This window comes from Chryseobacterium luteum, from assembly GCF_000737785.1.
GTDB lineage: Bacteria > Bacteroidota > Bacteroidia > Flavobacteriales > Weeksellaceae > Chryseobacterium > Chryseobacterium luteum.
This window is the reverse complement of the sequence record NZ_JPRO01000007.1, coordinates 74897-93991: the sequence shown is the minus strand read 5'-3', so window position 1 is coordinate 93991 and position 19095 is coordinate 74897. Positions and strand designations below refer to the sequence as shown.

At 38.8% G+C, this 19095-nt stretch carries 16 protein-coding genes; 13 read left to right on the top strand and 3 right to left on the bottom strand.

Annotation, left to right across the window (positions count from 1 at the left end; all coding sequences use genetic code 11):
* Positions 1-34: 34 nt before the first annotated feature.
* Positions 35-2674, bottom strand: coding sequence for a TonB-dependent receptor plug domain-containing protein (locus tag IX38_RS09805; RefSeq protein ID WP_034704312.1), 2640 nt, complete (start codon positions 2672-2674; stop codon positions 35-37).
* A 197-nt stretch (positions 2675-2871) separates the two neighbouring features.
* On the opposite strand from IX38_RS09805, the gene IX38_RS09800 reads away from it, so the two are divergent.
* The 9 genes from IX38_RS09800 (at position 2872) to IX38_RS09760 (ending at position 12819) form a co-directional block, all read left to right on the top strand.
* Positions 2872-3549: a response regulator transcription factor gene (locus IX38_RS09800; RefSeq protein WP_034704309.1), complete on the top strand. Its 678-nt coding sequence runs from the start codon at positions 2872-2874 to the stop codon at positions 3547-3549.
* Between the two features lie 46 nt (positions 3550-3595).
* Positions 3596-4627, top strand: coding sequence for a sensor histidine kinase (locus IX38_RS09795; RefSeq protein WP_034704306.1), 1032 nt, complete (start codon positions 3596-3598; stop codon positions 4625-4627).
* 133 nt (positions 4628-4760) lie between these two features.
* Positions 4761-5351: an IS1096 element passenger TnpR family protein gene (locus IX38_RS09790; protein WP_034704304.1), complete on the top strand. Its 591-nt coding sequence runs from the start codon at positions 4761-4763 to the stop codon at positions 5349-5351.
* A gap of 205 nt (positions 5352-5556) precedes the next feature.
* The gene (locus IX38_RS09785; RefSeq protein ID WP_034704302.1) at positions 5557-6903 is read left to right on the top strand and encodes an alpha-amylase family glycosyl hydrolase; all 1347 of its coding nucleotides are present in this window, start codon (positions 5557-5559) and stop codon (positions 6901-6903) included.
* A 199-nt stretch (positions 6904-7102) separates the two neighbouring features.
* On the top strand, positions 7103-7543 hold the full coding sequence (locus IX38_RS09780; RefSeq protein WP_034704300.1) for a hypothetical protein: 441 nt from the start codon (positions 7103-7105) through the stop codon (positions 7541-7543).
* 166 nt (positions 7544-7709) lie between these two features.
* Positions 7710-8504 (top strand): thymidylate synthase, encoded by a 795-nt coding sequence (locus IX38_RS09775; RefSeq protein WP_034704299.1) that lies wholly within the window; start codon positions 7710-7712, stop codon positions 8502-8504.
* An 86-nt stretch (positions 8505-8590) separates the two neighbouring features.
* Positions 8591-8821: a hypothetical protein gene (locus IX38_RS09770; protein ID WP_034704297.1), complete on the top strand. Its 231-nt coding sequence runs from the start codon at positions 8591-8593 to the stop codon at positions 8819-8821.
* 11 nt (positions 8822-8832) lie between these two features.
* Entirely contained in the window at positions 8833-11343 is a 2511-nt protein-coding gene (locus IX38_RS09765; protein ID WP_034704294.1) for a M1 family metallopeptidase, read from the top strand.
* Positions 11344-11490: 147 nt separating this feature from the next.
* The gene (locus tag IX38_RS09760) at positions 11491-12819 is read left to right on the top strand and encodes a hydroxymethylglutaryl-CoA synthase family protein (RefSeq protein WP_034704293.1); all 1329 of its coding nucleotides are present in this window, start codon (positions 11491-11493) and stop codon (positions 12817-12819) included.
* A gap of 68 nt (positions 12820-12887) precedes the next feature.
* Here IX38_RS09760 and IX38_RS09755 read toward each other — a convergent pair whose 3' ends face one another.
* Positions 12888-13820 (bottom strand): AraC family transcriptional regulator, encoded by a 933-nt coding sequence (locus tag IX38_RS09755; RefSeq protein ID WP_034704290.1) that lies wholly within the window; start codon positions 13818-13820, stop codon positions 12888-12890.
* A gap of 178 nt (positions 13821-13998) precedes the next feature.
* On the opposite strand from IX38_RS09755, the gene IX38_RS09750 reads away from it, so the two are divergent.
* Complete coding sequence (locus tag IX38_RS09750; RefSeq protein ID WP_034704288.1) at positions 13999-15528, top strand: aldehyde dehydrogenase family protein; 1530 nt, start codon at positions 13999-14001, stop codon at positions 15526-15528.
* Between the two features lie 440 nt (positions 15529-15968).
* Positions 15969-16352: a DUF779 domain-containing protein gene (locus tag IX38_RS09745; protein ID WP_034704286.1), complete on the top strand. Its 384-nt coding sequence runs from the start codon at positions 15969-15971 to the stop codon at positions 16350-16352.
* Between the two features lie 203 nt (positions 16353-16555).
* Here IX38_RS09745 and IX38_RS09740 read toward each other — a convergent pair whose 3' ends face one another.
* A complete protein-coding gene (locus IX38_RS09740) occupies positions 16556-17755 on the bottom strand; it encodes a dicarboxylate/amino acid:cation symporter (RefSeq protein ID WP_034704282.1) in 1200 nt (399 codons plus the stop codon).
* A 92-nt stretch (positions 17756-17847) separates the two neighbouring features.
* Here IX38_RS09740 and IX38_RS09735 point away from each other — a divergent pair, with 92 nt between their 5' ends.
* Together IX38_RS09735 and IX38_RS09730 are read left to right on the top strand one after the other, a co-directional pair.
* The gene (locus tag IX38_RS09735) at positions 17848-18762 is read left to right on the top strand and encodes a DnaJ C-terminal domain-containing protein (protein ID WP_034704281.1); all 915 of its coding nucleotides are present in this window, start codon (positions 17848-17850) and stop codon (positions 18760-18762) included.
* A gap of 3 nt (positions 18763-18765) precedes the next feature.
* Positions 18766-19068 (top strand): chaperone modulator CbpM, encoded by a 303-nt coding sequence (locus tag IX38_RS09730; protein ID WP_034704278.1) that lies wholly within the window; start codon positions 18766-18768, stop codon positions 19066-19068.
* Positions 19069-19095: the final 27 nt, after the last annotated feature.

The following is a 19095-nucleotide window of genomic DNA, read 5'->3' as shown; positions in this document are numbered from 1 at the left end:
TTTTATACTTATTTTTATTTTTTATTAAATATTTTTAGAATGTATACCCTACAGTAAGATTGAATGTAGTTCCTCTGTAGTAGTTTGTAAGTGTATTATTACCCTGCTCAAAATTGGTTGGGAGATAATTTTTGTCACCAATTAAGATTTTATATTTGCTGTCCAAGAGATTTTGTACTGCAAATTTTACATTCCAGTTTTTTGTTAATTGTCCCTGGTATACAAAATCTACCTGATTAAATGGTTTTTCATAATAGTTGTCGGTACCGGCACCTCCTGTCGCATAGATTTTGCTTCCTGATACATTGTAAACCAAAGAGAATGTATGGGCTAAGTTGTTATGGTCTTTCAGTTCATACTTTAAATCAGCATTGATAGTATAAGGTGAAGCGCCTTGTAAACCTCTTTTGCGTAATGTCTCTCCTGTAATATTAAACCAGTCAGGTCTTTCCATATTTAACTGATCCTGGCTTCTCTCTACATCCGAATGCATAATAGTGGCATTAGCTCCTAAAGTAAAGCTTCTTAAAGCATCGGATATTCTTCCCAGACTGAAGATCCCTTCTAATTCTATTCCGAATAAATCTGCTTTTTTTGCATTGAAGAAAGTAATGGTAGAACCGGTTGCATTTCCGGAAGCGACTAACGAACGTTCAATTGCATTGTCAATTCTTTTCGCAAATAGGTTTACAGCAAACATTTCTTTATTGGTTGGGAAATATTCCCATTTCAAATCGAAGTTGTAGTTTTCACTGTTTTTAATTTCAGGATTACCGACAATGTTTACGTTATCTGGGTTAATGTAGGTAATAGGCATTGTCTCAATAAGAATCGGACGTGTAACGGTCTTGCTGAAAGAGAATCTTAAATTATTTTTATTATTAAGAGCTTTTTTTACCGATAATGATGGTAAGAAGAAGTCTTTGTTTTTATCCAGGTTGATTTTATTGTTAGCACTTTGTTCAGAATAACGAATCAGAGTCATGTCATTCTCATATCTTGCACCTAATAAAATATCCCAAGAATCATTAGGCTTTAAATTGACGTTGGCATATCCCCCGTTGATAATCTGATAGAAGCTTGAGTAAAATTGTGAAACGTCAGAACCTTCCTGGTAGTATAAATCTCCGTTTCTAAGAGAAGCATTAAATACATCCTGAGGAGTATCAATGTTAATGACAAAAGGAGCTGAAGAAGTAGCTGTACGTCCGAAGATAAATCGGTAAGAAGTTTTTCTGAAGTCAGAGAACCCATTATATCCTAATGCAATCTGAATAGGAAAATCCTTTCTATCTCCTTTTTCTCCTAAAGAAAGTTGATATTCTGCAAAAGCTGAACCATAGAATCTGGAATCTACATCTAAATACTGACGGATAATGTTATTTCCTCCATAACGCATTGCGATATTTCCGTCCGAAAGAGTAGCTCCTGTGGTAGGATCAATACGGTTACCTTCTATGATTTTTCTGTCCGGCTGCTGATAATTATTGATTACATAACTGGCGCCGGCTTTAAACTGATGTCTTTCATTTATTTTCTGAGAAGCAGTTAACTGCAAATCTAAAAATCTTGAAATATCCATTTGGTTAGTTCTAAAGAAGGTGGTTTTGTTAAGAACCTGTCCATCTTTATAACCATAATTATCTTCTATGATATTATTGACATTCTGTAAGTAAATAGCGTTAAGGTTAACATTAGTTCCTTTGTTTTTATATCCTAAACCTAATAAAACTGAAGACTCTATCTCGTAATTATATTGCTTACGGTTAAGGTAATTCATGTTTTCGATGAATGAATTTTGACCTTGTCCTTTGAACTGGTTATTATCACCATCCTTATATTCAAATTTGCTTCCCTGGTTTAAAGAGAATAGAATTCCTAAATTCCCTGTTTCACCCATTTTTACTTTCTGAGCTGTAGTAAATCCAATACTCGTATTCGGCATCGATTTTACATTGTCTACGTTCCAGGAGTCTTTAAATGAATTTATAGATTGATCCGGAGTGAATTTATAATTATCCGGCCTTGAATTTCTGATCTCATCAGGAAGTCTTCTGTCTCTGGAGTTCAGCCCCAGATAACCGTTCATTCCGTCTGCGCCTTCAGCTACTTTGAAGTTATTTCTGAATGTACTTAAAGTATTTACCCCTACGCTGAATTCTATCTTGGTAAAAGGCTTATCAATCGTAAGCGTTTCAATATCAAAAGTAGCTCCTGCAAAATCTCCGTAAAGGTTGGAGTTGAAGGTTTTATAGATATTTAATTTTCCTACCACATCCGTTGGAAACTGCTTCAGGGCAATGATCTTTTGAAACGGGTTATTGGAAGGTGATCCGAGACCGTTGATCAATAAGTAATTGTATCGCTCCTCAAGACCTCTTACGAAAAGGCCTCTTCCTTCTACTGTAGTGATTCCCGTTACTTTCGTAAGTCCCTGTTCCACGTTGGAAATCCCTTTTCTGGAAATCTCTTCAGCACTTACAGCCTGCTTTTGAATAACCGCTTTTTTTTGTTCTCCCAATACTGCAGTTTCAGTTTTCTTGTTGCTGCTTCCCTGGATTACTACGCCATCAATTTTTTTCTCCTTAATGATCGTGTCCTGCTTCGTTTCCTGAGCGTAAAACATGGATCCGGATAAAAATATAACCGCAATGCTAAGTTTATTAATTTTCATTATCTTACTTACTTTATTACTAAATTCTTTCGGTGCAAAGGAATAAAAGATTAGCGGGGTAAATGGTTTAGCGAGTTTTAATTTTTCCTTAACTAAACATTAATAAAAGATCATTATTGTTAACTTTATGTGAACGATAATACATTTGTTCATCTGTGCTTTAAAATTTATTAACTTTGGCTCAGTAAAAATTGAAAATGAGCCAAAAGAAAATACTCTTAATAGACGATGAACTGGATATTTTAGAGATTCTGTCTTACAACCTGGAAAAAGAAGGTTATGATATCTATACAGCAACAAACGGTAACGAAGGTATAGATAAAGCCAAAGAGATCGTCCCTGACCTTATCCTGCTGGATGTCATGATGCCTGAAAAGGATGGTATCGAAACCTGTCAGGAACTTCGTAAAGTAAAAGAACTGCACAAAACACTGATTGTTTTTCTTTCCGCAAGAAGCGAAGAATTCTCCCAGCTGGCAGGATTTCAGGCCGGAGCCAATGACTATATTGTAAAGCTGATCAAGCCGAAAATTCTTATTTCTAAAGTAAACGCTTTACTTCAGTTAACGTCTCAGGTGTCAGATAATGCTAAACTGATCGAGATTGGTGACCTGGTGATCGACAAAGACAATTTCAGGGTTTCCAAAAGCGGACAGCAGTTCCTTCTTCCTAAAAAAGAGTTCGATCTGCTTTACCTTCTCGCTTCAAACACGGAAAAAGTATTCAAGAGAGAAGAAATTCTGGAAAAAGTATGGGGCAATGATGTGATCGTGGGAGAAAGAACCATCGACGTCCACATCAGAAGACTGAGAGAAAAACTGGGAATTAATACCATCCAGACATTAAAAGGAATAGGTTATAAGCTTATCGTTTAAGACCTTAAATTCCTATCTTTACATCAACCTATAAAAACTTGTAAAATTGAAATTTTACAGACTTACACTCGTCGCCTCGTGTCTTCTGACACTGGTGATGTTTCTTTTAGTGATCATCTTTGATTCACTGAAGGATATCTATTACCGGACGCCTTTTTTTAAAATAGGCCTCTTTACCTGCCTTATCCTCATTTTTATCATCAATTATGTGGTTCTCGAGCTTCTTTTCAACTATTACGGAAAAAAGCAGGTTCGCGGACTTTCACAAATGCTTCCGCAGGAAATTGTTCATGACAATAACGAAAATATTACCATTAAAGAACTGGGAGAAAGATTTTCGGATCTTAACCAGCAGCAGATAACGGAAATAGATATGATGAAGGAAATGGAAAGTTACCGTAAAGAATACATCGGAAACGTTTCCCATGAGCTCAAAACACCTCTTTTTTCTATTCAGGGATACGTAGAGACCCTCAGAGACGGAGGTGTTGACAATCTTACCATCCGCGATAAATATCTCGAAAGAATTGACAAATCCGTAGAAAGACTGATCGCGATCGTTACGGACCTTGATATGATCAACCGCCTTGAAGCAGGGGAAATCAGTATTACCGTTTCAAAATTTGATGTTAATCTCCTGATCAAAGAAATTTTTGATCTCCTTGAGTTTGAAGCGGAAAAACATAATACCACCCTCCAGATCCAGACCCTTCACCCGCAGATTTTTGTAGATGCCGATAAGCAGAAAATTTCACAGGTTTTCATTAATTTAATTTCCAATGCCATCCATTATGCCAACAGGCAGGAAGCAAAAGTAGTTGTAAAAACCAGCGTTCTTAAAAATAAAGTGCTCATTGAGGTTATTGATAACGGAATGGGAATTAAATCTGAAGCCCTTCCCAGGATCTTTGAAAGATTTTACCGCGTGGAAACCAGCAGAAGCAGAAGAGAAGGAGGCTCCGGCCTTGGACTGGCTATTGTAAAACATATTCTGGAAGCCCATAACGAAAATATTACCGTAGAAAGTGTCTACCTTGAAGGAACTAAATTCAGTTTTATGCTTGAAAAAAGTAAATAATTCTGGTAAAATGTAAGGAAAAAAAATATTTTAAAAAATCCTGAAATATTTTTTTGTCACATGTCATTTATTATATATTTGCAACAGAGATTTATCATAATAATTAAGGCAAAAAAGTAATTAAGAAACTGATATGGTTTACAAGATCCGCGTAATATTAGATGCGAAAGAAGATATTTTCCGTGATATTGAAGTAAAGGGAAAACAATCACTATGGAACTTACATTTGGGAATTAAAAGTGCGTTCAGTCTGCAGGGAGACGAACTTTCCACTTTTAATATGTTGGAAGACGACGGAACAATCGTTAAAAGTGTTCCCCTGGAAGATATGAGTGACGATGGTGATGGCGAAATTATGTCGGATGTGTACATTGATGAAGCTTTTGGAAATGTGGGTGACAAAGCTCAGTTCCAGTACGGGCTTCTTGATCTTTGGGAACTTTACTGTGAACTTGTAGAGATCATCGACGAAACAAAAGGTGTTAATTATCCTATTACGGTATACAGATTCGGAAACGTTCCGTTAAAAGCACCAAGCAGAAGCGGAGGATCTAAAAAAAGATCGGTAATGCCGCTTATGGATGATGATTTCAGTTTCGATGATGATTTTGGAGTTACTACTAATTTTGAAGATGAAGATGACGACAGCTTCGATGACGATGAAGAAGAAAACTACGATGATGATGTTTTCGAAGATGAAGAAGATAACGACGATGAAAGATAACATCTGATACAATATATGGCCCTGGATTTTGTCCGGGGCTTTTTTTGTGCCAGTTATTACAGATGAATAGTGAATTTTGCTCCGCAAGTGAATCATGAATTTAAAAAAATTACCTTGCGAAGCAAAATTCACTATTCACCATTGACCGTTCACCTTCTCTGCCTCTAACAAAAAAACATTCCTTACTTTTGTTAAAAATAGATGAATGAAGAAATTAATTCTACTAGCAATAATTGGTCTGGGAATTGTTTCCTGTACCACTCAAAATACAAAAAGCACTATGGATCTGCCAAAGGAATGGAAGCACACGACTAATATTTACGAAGTCAACCTAAGACAATATACACAGGAGGGAACATTCAAAGCATTTGAAAAAGAAATGCCCCGCCTGAAAAAAACGGGAATCAGAACCCTTTGGTTCATGCCCATAACACCCATTGCCCAGCAAAATAAAAAGGGAAGCCTGGGAAGCCAGTATGCCGCTTCAGATTACACATCCATTAATCCGGAATTTGGAACCATGAATGATTTCAAGCATATGGTGAATGAAGCCCACCGGTTAGGTTTTAAAGTCATCATAGACTGGGTGGCCAACCATACCGGCTGGGATCATGTCTGGACAAAAACACATCCGGAATTCTATCTTAAAGATCCTGACGGTAAATTCCATATCGCTTCAGGAATGGATGATATTATTGAGCTTGATTACAAAAATCAGGAAATGAGGCTGGCGATGATTGATGCCATGAAATTCTGGGTAAAAGAAACCGGCATTGATGGGTTCAGATGCGATCTTGCCTCTTGGGTAGAAGTGGATTTCTGGCAGCAGGCACGTCCGGAAGTCGAAAAGCTAAAACCCCTTTTCTGGCTGGGAGAATTTGATGAGCTCGAAAGCCCTGAATACGGAAAAGTATTTGATGCAAGCTACTCATGGAAATGGATGCACAAATCTGCAGATTATTACAAGAAAAATGAGCCCCTTCAGGAACTTAAAGACCTTTTGCGGCAGTATTCCAATATCGGGGATACTTCCATGAGAGCATGGTTTACAACCAACCACGATGAAAATTCATGGAACGGAACAGAATACGAAAAATATGGAGCAATCACAAAGCCTATGGCCGTATTCTCTGCAACATGGAACGGCATTCCCCTGCTATATTCAGGTCAGGAGCTTCCCAATATGAAAAGGCTTGAATTCTTTGAAAAAGATGTCATCAAATGGACAAGTACCTATCAAATGGCCGATTTTTATAAAACCCTGCTGGAATTAAAAGCTTCCCATCCTGCCTTAAGAGGCGGAGATCCCAATGTATCAACCTATCTTTTAAACACCACAGCCAACGACAAAATCCTGGCTTACATCAGAAAGAACGGGAAAGACGAAGTGCTGGTAGTATTGAATATGTCAAAAGAACCCGTAAACTTCACCATTGAAGACCAAAACCTTTCAGGAACTTTCCGTAACGTCTTTGATAAGACCAAAAGGGATTTTGATAACGGAAAAGACTTTACATTCAAAGTTTCAGATTACGCAGTTTTTGAAAAATAAATTTCATGAAATAAAGACTGAGCATTTAAAAAAGATGCTTGTGTTATTTTGAGAAACCATTTCAAACTGTTAAAATATTCAATAGGGGCGGGCTTTAGCCCGCTTATTTTATGCATATTTGCAACCGGCTTCATCTAAAATTTATCGGAATTATCTCTGGAAAGAATGATCAAAAAAATTCTACTCAAAATTTCATACTATGAACAAACAGGAATTATTAAACATCATAAAAACAAAGCTCACAGAAAAAATACAGTCTTTTGAAAATCTGATTGCAGAAACCCGTGCCTCCAGTAATGATACCAAAAGTTCCATGGGCGACAAATATGAAACCGGCCGCGAAATGCTCCAGCAGGAAATCAATAATCTTCAGCGGCAGCTTAACGAATCTTTGAACCAGCAGTCCGTTATTCAAAAAATATCGACGGAACCTTCAGACAAAGTTCAGAACGGATCCCTGGTGAAAACAGATAAAGGTCTCTTTTACATTGCAGTATCTGTGGGCGAAATTATTTCCGAAAACCGGAAGGTGATGACGGTTTCTGCAGAATCACCTCTTGTGAAGGCCATGTCAGGAAAAAAAGAAGGTGATACTTTTGCCGTTAATGCCATGATTCAAACCATTCAGAAGATTGAGTAGGATCATTTTATTTCAATCCGGAATTTAAAAATTTACCGTTGGTTGATTAAATGCTAAAGAGCATGATAGACAGAGCATTCATGAAAAGGGATGCTTTTTTATGACCCATAATACCGGTAAATCGTTTAATTTTTTCTAAATTTGAACCATAAAAAGCGCTTTCAAAATGCAGAACTACCTGGAACTTTTACAGCATATTTTAAACAATGGAACAGATAAAACGGACAGAACCGGAACCGGAACCAGAAGTGTTTTCGGGTACCAGCTGAGATATGATCTGTCAAAAGGCTTTCCGATGGTAACTACAAAAAAAGTACACCTGAAATCCATTATCTATGAATTGCTTTGGTTTTTGAATGGCGATACCAATGTCAAATACCTCAATGACCACGGAGTAAGCATTTGGGACGAATGGGCGGATGAAAACGGTGACCTGGGACCTGTTTACGGCGCACAGTGGAGGAGCTGGGAGGGAGCCGGCGGGAAAGTAGTGGATCAGATCACTGAAGTAATAGACCAGATCAAAAAGAATCCCGATTCAAGAAGACTGATTGTTTCCGCCTGGAACGCCGCCGAAATTCCCAATATGGCCCTTGCACCATGCCATGCTCTGTTCCAGTTTTATGTAGCAGATGGAAAACTGTCGCTGCAGTTATATCAGAGAAGTGCCGATGTATTTCTGGGAGTACCGTTCAATATTGCAAGCTATGCCTTACTGTTGATGATGGTAGCCCAGGTTTGTGATCTGGAAGTAGGGGAGTATATTCATAGCTTTGGGGATGTTCATATTTACAATAACCATTTTGAGCAGGTCAATAAACAGCTTTCCAGAGAGACCAGACCACTTCCGGTAATGAAGCTGAATCCTGACGTCAAAGATATTTTCAGTTTTAATTTTGAAGACTTTACCCTGGAAAATTATGATCCGCATCCGGGAATCAAAGCTCCTGTGGCAATTTAATTAATCATATGAAATATAAAGTGGAGCCTGGTCTTCACTTTTTTTGTAACTTTTAATCAAAATTCTGCACCTATTTTATTTCCATTATGAAATCACTTAAAATTACTCCTGAAAAGGACATCGATGCCGAAAAACTGAAAGAAGTTTTACTTCAGATCAAAGGCGTAGCATCAATAGAAATTATTGATGACGAAAACCCAGAAAGCGAGCTGAAAAAAGCTTTTGCCAAAACAAAAGAACAGCTTAAAAAAGGAGACTACGAAACCCTGGTTAATGACATTTTTGATATAATAACAAAAAATAATCCTAAAAAATAATAAAGTAAAACATGAAAAAGGCGATTTTGTCCATTGCTCTACTCGGAATTTTCTTCTCCGCTAACGTATCAGCACAGACCGAAACTTCAGGAAGAGAAAAAGCATACAGAGCTACCCATACCAAAGTGACGGAACTTAAACATACCAAGCTTAAAGTAAATTTCGATTATCAGAAAGAGCAGATGGGTGGAGAAGAATGGCTGACTGCCTCTCCGTATTTCTATCCGGCCAACGAACTGACACTTGATGCAAAAGGAATGCTGATTCATGAAGTAGCTCTTGACAACAACGGAAAAAGATCACCTCTGAAATATGAATATAAAGATGAGGTCCTGAAGATCACTCTGGACAAAACCTATCAGAAAAACCAGGAATACACCGTATACATCAAGTATACCGCCCGTCCTAATGAAGTGAAACAGAAAGGAAGTATGGCGATCAATGACGCCAAAGGATTGTATTTCATCAATGCACAGGGGCAGGATCCCGATATGCCTACACAGATCTGGACACAAGGGGAAACAGAATCTTCTTCTGCCTGGTTTCCAACCATAGATAAACCCAATCAAAAAACGACTCAGGAGATCTATATGACCGTTCCTGATAAATATGTAACCCTTTCCAACGGAATTTTAAAAGATTCACAGAAAGAAGGAAACAATTTAAGAACAGACCATTGGGTAATGGATAAAAGACATGCCACTTATCTGTTCTTCATGGGCGTGGGAGAATATGCCATCGTTAAAGACAAATGGAAAAACATTCCGGTAGACTATTATATCGAAAAAGCATACGAGCCCTACGCAAAACAGATCTACGGAAACACACCAGAAATGATCGAGTTTTTCTCCAAAAAGATGGATTACGATTATCCCTGGGCAAAATACGCACAGATCTCAGGAAGAGACTATGTAAGTGGTGCTATGGAAAATACAACGGCAACGCTCCACGGAAGTGATATCCTTCAGAAGCCGGGACAGCTGATCGATGAAAACAAATGGGAAGATACCATTGCCCATGAATTATTCCACCACTGGTTCGGAGACCTTGTAACGGCAGAAAGCTGGAGTAATCTGACGGTAAATGAATCATTTGCCAACTATTCCGAATACCTCTGGAATGAATATAAGTACGGAAAAGACCAGGCAGACTACCATCAGATGACCGATGTGAATATGTACATCCACAATCCGGCTGATTTCAAGAAAAATCTAGTGAGATTCAATTACGATTCCCGTGAAGATGTTTTTGATCTTGTGACCTATCAGAAAGGAGGCGGAATCCTTCATATGCTGAGAAATTATCTGGGTGATGATGCTTTCTTTGCCGGAATGAACGACTATCTGAAAACCAATGAGTACCAGAATGCAGAAGCCCACCAATTAAGACTTTCCTTTGAAAAAGTGTCAGGGAAAGACCTGAACTGGTTCTTCAACCAATGGTATTTTGGAAGCGGAAATCCAAAGCTGAATTACACATTTACTTTCGAGCCGGTAAAAAAACAGGTGGCAGTAACTATTAACCAGACACAGGACCAGCCTTTTGAGTTTCCTCTTGCTATTGATGTGTATGACAACGGAAAGCCGAAAAGATATAACGTATGGGTAAATGCTGAAGCCAAGAATACATTCAATTTTGATGTTTCTAAAACACCCGATCTTGTCAACATCAATGCAGACGGAATTTTATTAGCAGAGATCACAGACACCAAAACTCCGGAGCAAAACCTGATGCAGTTTACAAATTCCAAAGAATTTAAGAGCAGATATACAGCTTTATCAGCCATAAAAGATCAGGTAGGAAAAAACCCGGCCGCCACAAAATTGTTGGCCGCTGCATTAAAGGATCCTTACTTCAGAACAAGAATCAAGGCCCTTCAATTGATGGATCTTTCAAATCCTGAACAGATGAAAGCCCTGGGTGCTGATGTTGAGAAATTAGCTTCCAACGACCCGAAAACATTGGTTCAGGCTGCTGCAATTGGTGCTTTGGCTAAAACTAAAGATAAAAAATACCTTCCGCTTTTTGAAAAAGGAGTAAACGCTGTCTCCAATGCTGTGAAAGCAACTTCATTAAGCGCTGTGGTAACCATCGATCCTTCAAAAGCTAATACACTGGCTGATAAAATTGACCTTGAAGGAGCTTCAGACGAATTGCTGACCCAGTTGCTTCCGGTAATTGTAAAGAATAAAGTCACTTCACAGATGGCAAATATCACTCCGCTTGTTGCTTTTTATCCGTTTATCAAATTTCAGAATCCGGAATTGGGTAAATCTGCGGAAGAAGGATATAACTGGATCATGAGCTCAGACAATCTGAAAGCTACTGAAAACATTACAAAAATAATCAGCCATGCAAAAGGTGAAATGGGAGATAACCCTCAGGTAAAAATGATGATTTCCCAGATGCTGAAAGACGGCTTAAGCAAGAAAATGGAACTGTTGAGACAGAATCCTCAGAACGCTGCAAGCATCAACAAGCAGATTGATGCCATCAATAAAGCCATTGAAGATTTTAAATAAACAGATCAATAAAATTGCTGAAAATATAAAACCGCTGTACCGGACAGCGGTTTTTTTATGATTTTTATATTAAAAAGGCAAATTATGTCTATGAATTGAAGGTTTATTCAAACATCATTTTATAAATTAGTATAAAAATTAAATATAATGACTTTTGGAATTGAGGCTGCGGGCTATTATGTGCCGTCTTTGTACTTGGAGATCAGAGACCTGGCGGAGAAAAGAGGGATTGACCCTGCAAAACTGGAAAAAGGATTGGGCCTGCATAAAATGGGGTTTCCTGATGTTCATGAAGATGCGGCTACCTTTGCAGCAGAAGCTTTGTTGAAGCTGATCAGAGATCATAATCTCAATCCCAAAGATATAGCCAGGATTTATTTAGGTACCGAAAGTGCTCTGGATGCGGCAAAACCTACAGCTTCCTACGCGATGCAGATGATAGAAAAAGTTCTGGAAAAAGAATTTGGTGAAAGATGTTTCAGGAACTGCGATGTGGTAGATATGACTTTCGCATGCATCGGAGCAGTAGACGCCCTGCATAATTCCCTGGACTTTGTAAGAGCAAATCCCGGCAAAAAAGCAGTAGTTATTGCCAGCGATTACGCCAAATACGAACTGGCTTCTTCCGGTGAATATACCCAGGGAGGAGGTGCTGTTGCCCTTCTCGTTTCATCAAAGCCGGATCTTCTGGAAATTGAAAACAATTGGGGAATAGCTACAGAAGGCGTTTTCGATTTTTTTAAACCCAGAAGACATTATAATAAAGAAGATTTAAATTCAGCTCCGGAAGCTTTTCCCGATAAAATTGAGATCTTTACCGATGAGCCTGTTTTTGACGGACAGTATTCCAATCAATGTTATCAGGACAGAATCAGGGAAGCTTACCAGCATTATAAAGAAATTACAGGAAAAGATAAACCTTATGAAGCCTGGAAATATCTTATTTTCCATCTTCCGTATGCCTTCCACGGGAAAAGAGTCTTTACAGAGATTTACAGCCTGGAAAACGGACTTCCTTACGAAACTCCCGACGAGCAGAAAGCCGTGGCCAAATCTGAAGACTATCTTAAATTTATCAGTGAAAAGATTGAAAGATCACAGCGGGCATCTTCAGAAATAGGAAATATGTATACAGCTTCCATCTTTATGGCATTTCTTTCCGCAATCCAGGTTGCTTTTGATGAAGGTGAAGAGCTGGCAGGCTCAGAAATAGGCTTCTTAGGATACGGAAGCGGTTCAAAATCTAAAGTTTTTGCCGGAAAAATATCCGAAAACTGGAAAACTGAGGCAGCCAAATGGAATTTATTTGAAAATCTAAAGAACAGAACAGCCATTGATTTTCAAACCTACGAAATGCTCCACAGAAAGAAGCTGGAAAGCTCTGTCAATAACGACTACAAAGGTTTCGGATTGACCTCAGTAGAATCTGAAAACCCTGTTTTGAAAGGAGCAAGATACTATCATTACAAAGATTAATTTATCTGCATAAACTATAAGCATTTCGTTTTAGGGATGCTTTTTAGCTCAAAATAATACTTTAACTTCTAATACCGCGCAGAAAATACCGTTGAGGTTTGATAATTTTTTGGAGTAACGCCCACCAGCTGCTTAAATACTCTCGTAAAATAATTCGTATCCGAAAATCCTGTCTGATAAGCTGTTTCCTTAATGCTGTTCTGCCCTGCGAGTAATTCCTTTGCCCTGCTGATCCTCTCCTGCAGGATAAAATCATTGGGTGAGGTTCCCAGCTCATCTTTGAACATTTTAAAGAAATTGGACTTGCTCACGTAGGCCAGTTTTGCCATACTGTCGATAGAAAGCTTCTGGTGAAGGTTTTTACGGATATAATCTACAGCAAAACCTATCCGGGATTTATTTTTAGCAATATTTTTTTCCACCATGCTTCTGGCCTGGGTCTGCATAAGTCTGATCAACAGCTCTTTAATGGCGAAATCCGCCATGATATCCTTCTGGGAATTATCATCCATTGCAATTCTCATGATATTGTTGGTGGCAGATGCCAAGGATTTATTATTAAAAAGAAAAAATTCGTCCAGCTGGATATTCCATTGGGAAGTTTCATCTACTTTGGGAAGGCTGTAATTCAAATAATTAAGGGAATCCTCTATAAAATCAGGATTAAGGCTTAATGAAATACATTGGGTAGGGGCTTCATCTGCTTCAGGAAAATCAATGACCATGGTTTCACCGGGTGCTACCAGAACACTTTCCCCCGGGAAATAGTCAAAATAATTCGTTTTTTTATCTAGTTTCATATGCTTTTTGCCTCTCAGCATAGCCGTAAAAGCAATATTTTCAAAGTGAAGCTTTACCCCGAAAGCAGCCTTGTGTGTCTCGTATATGCTGAATTCACAGTTGTTTAGATTGAATTTTGTCTGGTTTTCAACAAGGTTCAATAACTGGCTTTCCTTCTTTAATTCAGGAGTATTTAATAAAAATTTATTATTGTTATTCATTTCTAAACATTTTGTAAAACCCAATAACTCAAATATATAAATTTTAGCCCTACACTGCTGTTAATAAAATTATAAAATTGAACATCTGCACTATTGTGATATTTTTTTACACGATTGTGCTATTCCTTTTTCATGGGTAAATGTAATTTGGCATTAAGAAAAATAAAATTATACTAATATGAGCACAATCACAGAACCAAAATCAGAGACCGCTTTTCAGTGGCCTGAATTCAAAAACAAATATGATAATTACATTGACGGTAAATTTACCCCTCCGGTAAACGGACAGTATTTCAATGTAGTGTCTCCGGTGAATGGTAAAAACTTCACTCAGGTGGCACATTCTTCCAAAGAAGATCTGGAACTGGCTGTAAATGCTGCGGACAAAGCATTCCAAACCTGGAAAAATACTTCATCTACAGAAAGAAGTATCATATTAAACAAAATTGCAGACAGGATCGAGCAGAACCTTGAATACCTCGCCATTGTTGAAACCATCGACAACGGGAAAGCTGTTCGGGAAACTTTAGCGGCCGATTTGCCACTCGCGATCGACCATTTCCGATATTTTGCTTCGGTAATCCGTGCAGACGAAGGTTCCCACAACGAACTGGATAAAGATACCGTTTCCCTGATCGTTCACGAACCGCTGGGAGTAATTGCCCAGATCATCCCATGGAATTTCCCAATATTGATGGCCGTATGGAAGTTAGCTCCGGCTTTGGCAGCTGGAAACTGTGTTGTATTGAAACCTGCCGAAAGTACTCCGGTTTCCATCCTGGTTTTGATGGAAATTATAGGCGATCTATTACCTGCAGGTGTGATTAATATTGTGAATGGCTTCGGAGCAGAATTGGGAAGAGCCTTAGTGACCAATCCTAAAGTTTCAAAAGCAGCATTCACAGGTTCTACAGCTACTGGTCGTCTTGTGATGCAGTATGCTACAGAAAATATTATCCCGGTAACCCTTGAGCTAGGCGGAAAATCTCCAAACGTTTTCTTCAGTTCCGTAATGGATGCTGATGATGAATTCCTGGATAAAGCGATTGAAGGAGCCGTGCTTTTTGCCCTTAATCAGGGAGAGATATGTACCTGCCCTTCAAGACTGTTGGTTCAGGAAGATATTGCAGACGCATTCATTGCAAAAGTAATCGAAAGAGTAAAAGCCATCAAAGTAGGAAACCCACTTGACAAAACAGTGATGATGGGTGCCCAGGCTTCCCAGATCCAGAAAGATAAAATTCTTTCCTACATTCAGCTGGGAAAAGAAGAAGGAGCTGAGGTTCTTGTAGGCGGTGACGTAAATAACATGGGCGAGGACTTAGAGAACGGATTTTACATCCAGCCGACTATTTTCAAAGGGAATAACAGAATGAGAATCTTCCAGGAAGAGATCTTCGGTCCCGTACTGGCATTCACAACTTTCAAAGATGAAGAAGAGGGCGTTAAAATTGCCAATGACACGATTTATGGTCTTGGAGCAGGGGTTTGGACAAGAGATGCACACCAGCTGTACAATGTTCCCCGCCAGATCCAGGCAGGAAGAGTTTGGGTGAATCAGTACCACTCATATCCGGCGGGAGCACCTTTCGGAGGGTATAAGCAGTCAGGAATTGGCAGAGAAAACCATAAAATGATGCTTGATCATTACCGTCAGACCAAAAATATGCTGATCTCTTATAACAAAAACAAATTAGGTTTCTTTTAATTTTTAAATATTAGGGCGTGCCCGTTTGCCCCGGCAGAGCCGGGGCAAAACGGTCGGGCTTTCCAGGGCTCCACTTCGTTTCGGTGCTCCATTTCATTCCGCACCGGCTCGTTCCTCGCCGCCCTTCCTATCCCTCACGCGAAAAAAATATCCATTCCTTTGGAATTACATAGAGGGTTTTAATACATAATAAAATCAGAAATCTGGGATAAATCAGAAGACCATGTGCTAATTCTAATTTTTATGATTTGAATTTTAAATTGCTTAATGACAGCAGTATACAATTTTATAGGATGTAAGATCTTTCTGCCTTAAAACAGTATGAAGATAAAAAAACTTAGCGCCTTTGCGATTAAAACACATAAAATAACACATAGAAAGTTCATCAGTTAAATCTTCGTATCTTAATAGAAACAAACCTGTTTAATTAAAAGAAAAAAATGGAAACCACAATATCCAGATTATCAGCAACAGAAAAAGCACTTGATGTTATTTATCAATTGGAAGATAAATACGGTCCCCTGATGTTTTACCAGGCAGGAGGCTGCTGTGAAGGTACCCAGCCGCAATGCTTCGAGAAAGGAGGATTCTTCCCAAGAATGAATGATGCGATGATAGGAACCATCAACGGTCATGAATTCTGGATAGACCGCGACCTATTCGAGTATTGGAAATATTCCCACTTTACACTGGATGTTACAGATGGATTCGGTCCGGGAGGCTTTTCCCTGGAAACTCCTTTAGGCAAAACATTTAAAGTCCAGTACAGACTTTTCACCAAAGAAGAATATGAAAACCTGCAACCAGTAAAACGCAGCGAATAGAATATTGACTATCAACTGACCTTTGAAACAATGGGTTAGAGAAAACATATCACATCGACTTAATCAATGAGAAAAACAATTATATCTTAAACTCTCGCAGATTATGCAGATTTGTGGGTATAGATTTAAATCAATTGTAGAATAAATGTATTGTATCCCGCTCTTTTTTCTTTTCTCTTTATTCTTTTTCTCTCTTTATCCCATCAGACCTTCACAAACCGGTTCACAAACATCGCCGCTACGATATCTCCCACGGCATTCAGAACAGTGGCCAGCGGATCCACCAGGGTTCCGATAATCATTACTGCCGGAATAGCTTCCTGTGGTAGTTTATAAACCGAAATCATCAGCATTTCACCGATATATCCGCCATTAGGAATTCCGCCAGCTACAATACTCACAAAGACAGTGATGCCTAATGCGAGCAGTAAATTTGCCGGATCAAAAAAATCTTTCCCAATGATCATAAAAGCAACATATATCTTGATGATGGAAGACATGGAAGATCCGTTCTTATGCAATGTTGTCCCGATCGGGATAACCAGGTTGGCAATAGAATTCGGAATGCCGATCTTTGATGCTGCCAGAAGATTTGCAGGCATTGTGGCAAAGCTGCTACAGGTACTTAAAGCAGTTAGAGTGGGGTAGACTGCATTGGTCCAGAAATTTCTGATCCCCTTTCGTCTATCTGCCATAAAAGCGTACAGTGAAAAGAAGACAAAGAAATAAACGATTCCTGCAATATAATAAAGTCCCAGAGGTTTAGCATAAAATCCGAAAAGCTGCGGACCCAGAGTGGCAACCTGATAGGCGAAATAAGCCCCAAGACCGATAGGAGCCAGTTTCATGATCAGTAAAAGCAATTCCTTCATAACCTCATATCCAGAAGCGATAAAAACCCTGAACGGCTGTCCTTTTTCTCCGGCCTTACGGGCGGCAAATCCGGTCATAAAAGCAAAAATAAGAAGAGCCAGCATATTCTGTCTTGAAAAAAGCTGGGTAAATTCTCCAACGGTGAAAAAACTTACGATCCTGTTGCCCCAGCTGTCTTCACTAACGGTTTCAGTAATCATTTCCGAACTGCCGGAAACACCGGAAACCGGAAATACATAGATTACACAGATCGTAAAAATGGCTGCTGTCAAAATAAAGAACAGAAAAGTAAAAGACATCACTAAAATGATTTTCCCGAACTTGGACCCCTGTTCCAGCGATGCAATAGAATTGGAAACCGCAAAGAAAACCAGCGGCACTACACTCACAAAAAGAAGATTCAGAAAGATATCTCCCAGAGGCTTAATGTATTCTACGGTATTGGGAGCAGTAATGCCTATAATGCTTCCTGCAACTATTCCTAAGAGCAAAAGTATAATTCCTGAATAGTTTTTCAGTACCTCTTTCATTCAATGCTTTTTATCAAAGATAGGTTTATTTTAACATTCTCTTATATACTTTTCAGGCGCAAATTTCATAAATTTGAGTAAATATCGTTTCTATGGCTTATATAGATTACTATAAAATTTTAGGCGTAGATAAAAGCGCAACACAAGATGACATCAAAAAGGCTTACCGGAAGCTGGCGAGAAAACTTCATCCTGACCTCAATCCCGGCGACAAAGAAGCAGAAAGGAAATTCAAAGAACTGAATGAAGCCAATGAAGTCCTCAGTAACCCTGAGAACCGTACTAAATATGATAAGTACGGTGAAAACTGGAAACATGGCGATGAATATGAAAAAGCCCAGCAACAGCAAAGGCAGTATCAGCAGCAGAGTTATGGCGGTGACGGATTTTCCGGTGCTGATTTTGGTGAAGGTGAAGATTTTTCAGACTTTTTTCAAAGTATGTTCGGCGGCGGTGGTGGAGGCTTCGGGAAAAATTCGAGGGGAAGTTCTTCAGGAAAATTCAAGGGGCAGGATGTTCATGCTGAACTGAATTTAAACTTAAAAGATGCTGCACAGACTCATCCGCAGACTTTTGATATCAATGGTAAAAAGGTAAGAATCACAATTCCTGCCGGGGTGTATGACGGGCAGCAGATCAAACTGAAAGGACATGGAAGCCCTGGTTTTAATGGTGGTCCGAACGGAGACCTGTACATCACATTCAATATTCCTGTTGATCCCGATTTTGAAAGAATCGGTGACGATCTGAAAACCAAAGTTTCAATAGATATGTATACCGCTGTTTTAGGCGGCGATATAAAAGTGACTACACTGAACGGAAGTGTCAACCTTAAAGTAAAACCCGAAACCCAGAACGGAACAACGGTAAGGCTGAAAGGCAAAGGTTTTCCGGTGTATAAGAAAGAAGGCCAGGCCGGAGATCTTTTTGTGACGTATGAGGTGAAACTGCCTACTGGTTTGACAGACAGGCAGAAAGAACTTTTTGAACAACTTAAAAATTCCTAAGTCATGAGTGAAAGAATATCGAGGGAAGAACTCGTAAAAATATACAATATAGAGATCACTTTTTTTGATGAATTGGTAGATGTGGGTTTACTGAATGTAGAAACAGAGAATGAAATCCGGTATTTACCCTATGAAGATCTGCCTGTTTTTGAGAAGTTTACTAACTTGCATTATGATCTGGAAATCAACCTTCCGGGGTTGGAGGTCATTAACCATATGCTTCAGAAAATGGAAGATTTAAAGAAGAAAAATCGTGATTTAATGAATAAACTTTCTGTAATAAGTGACCGATATGAAGATATTTGATTTAGTTTTGTAATCTTTAAAAAAACA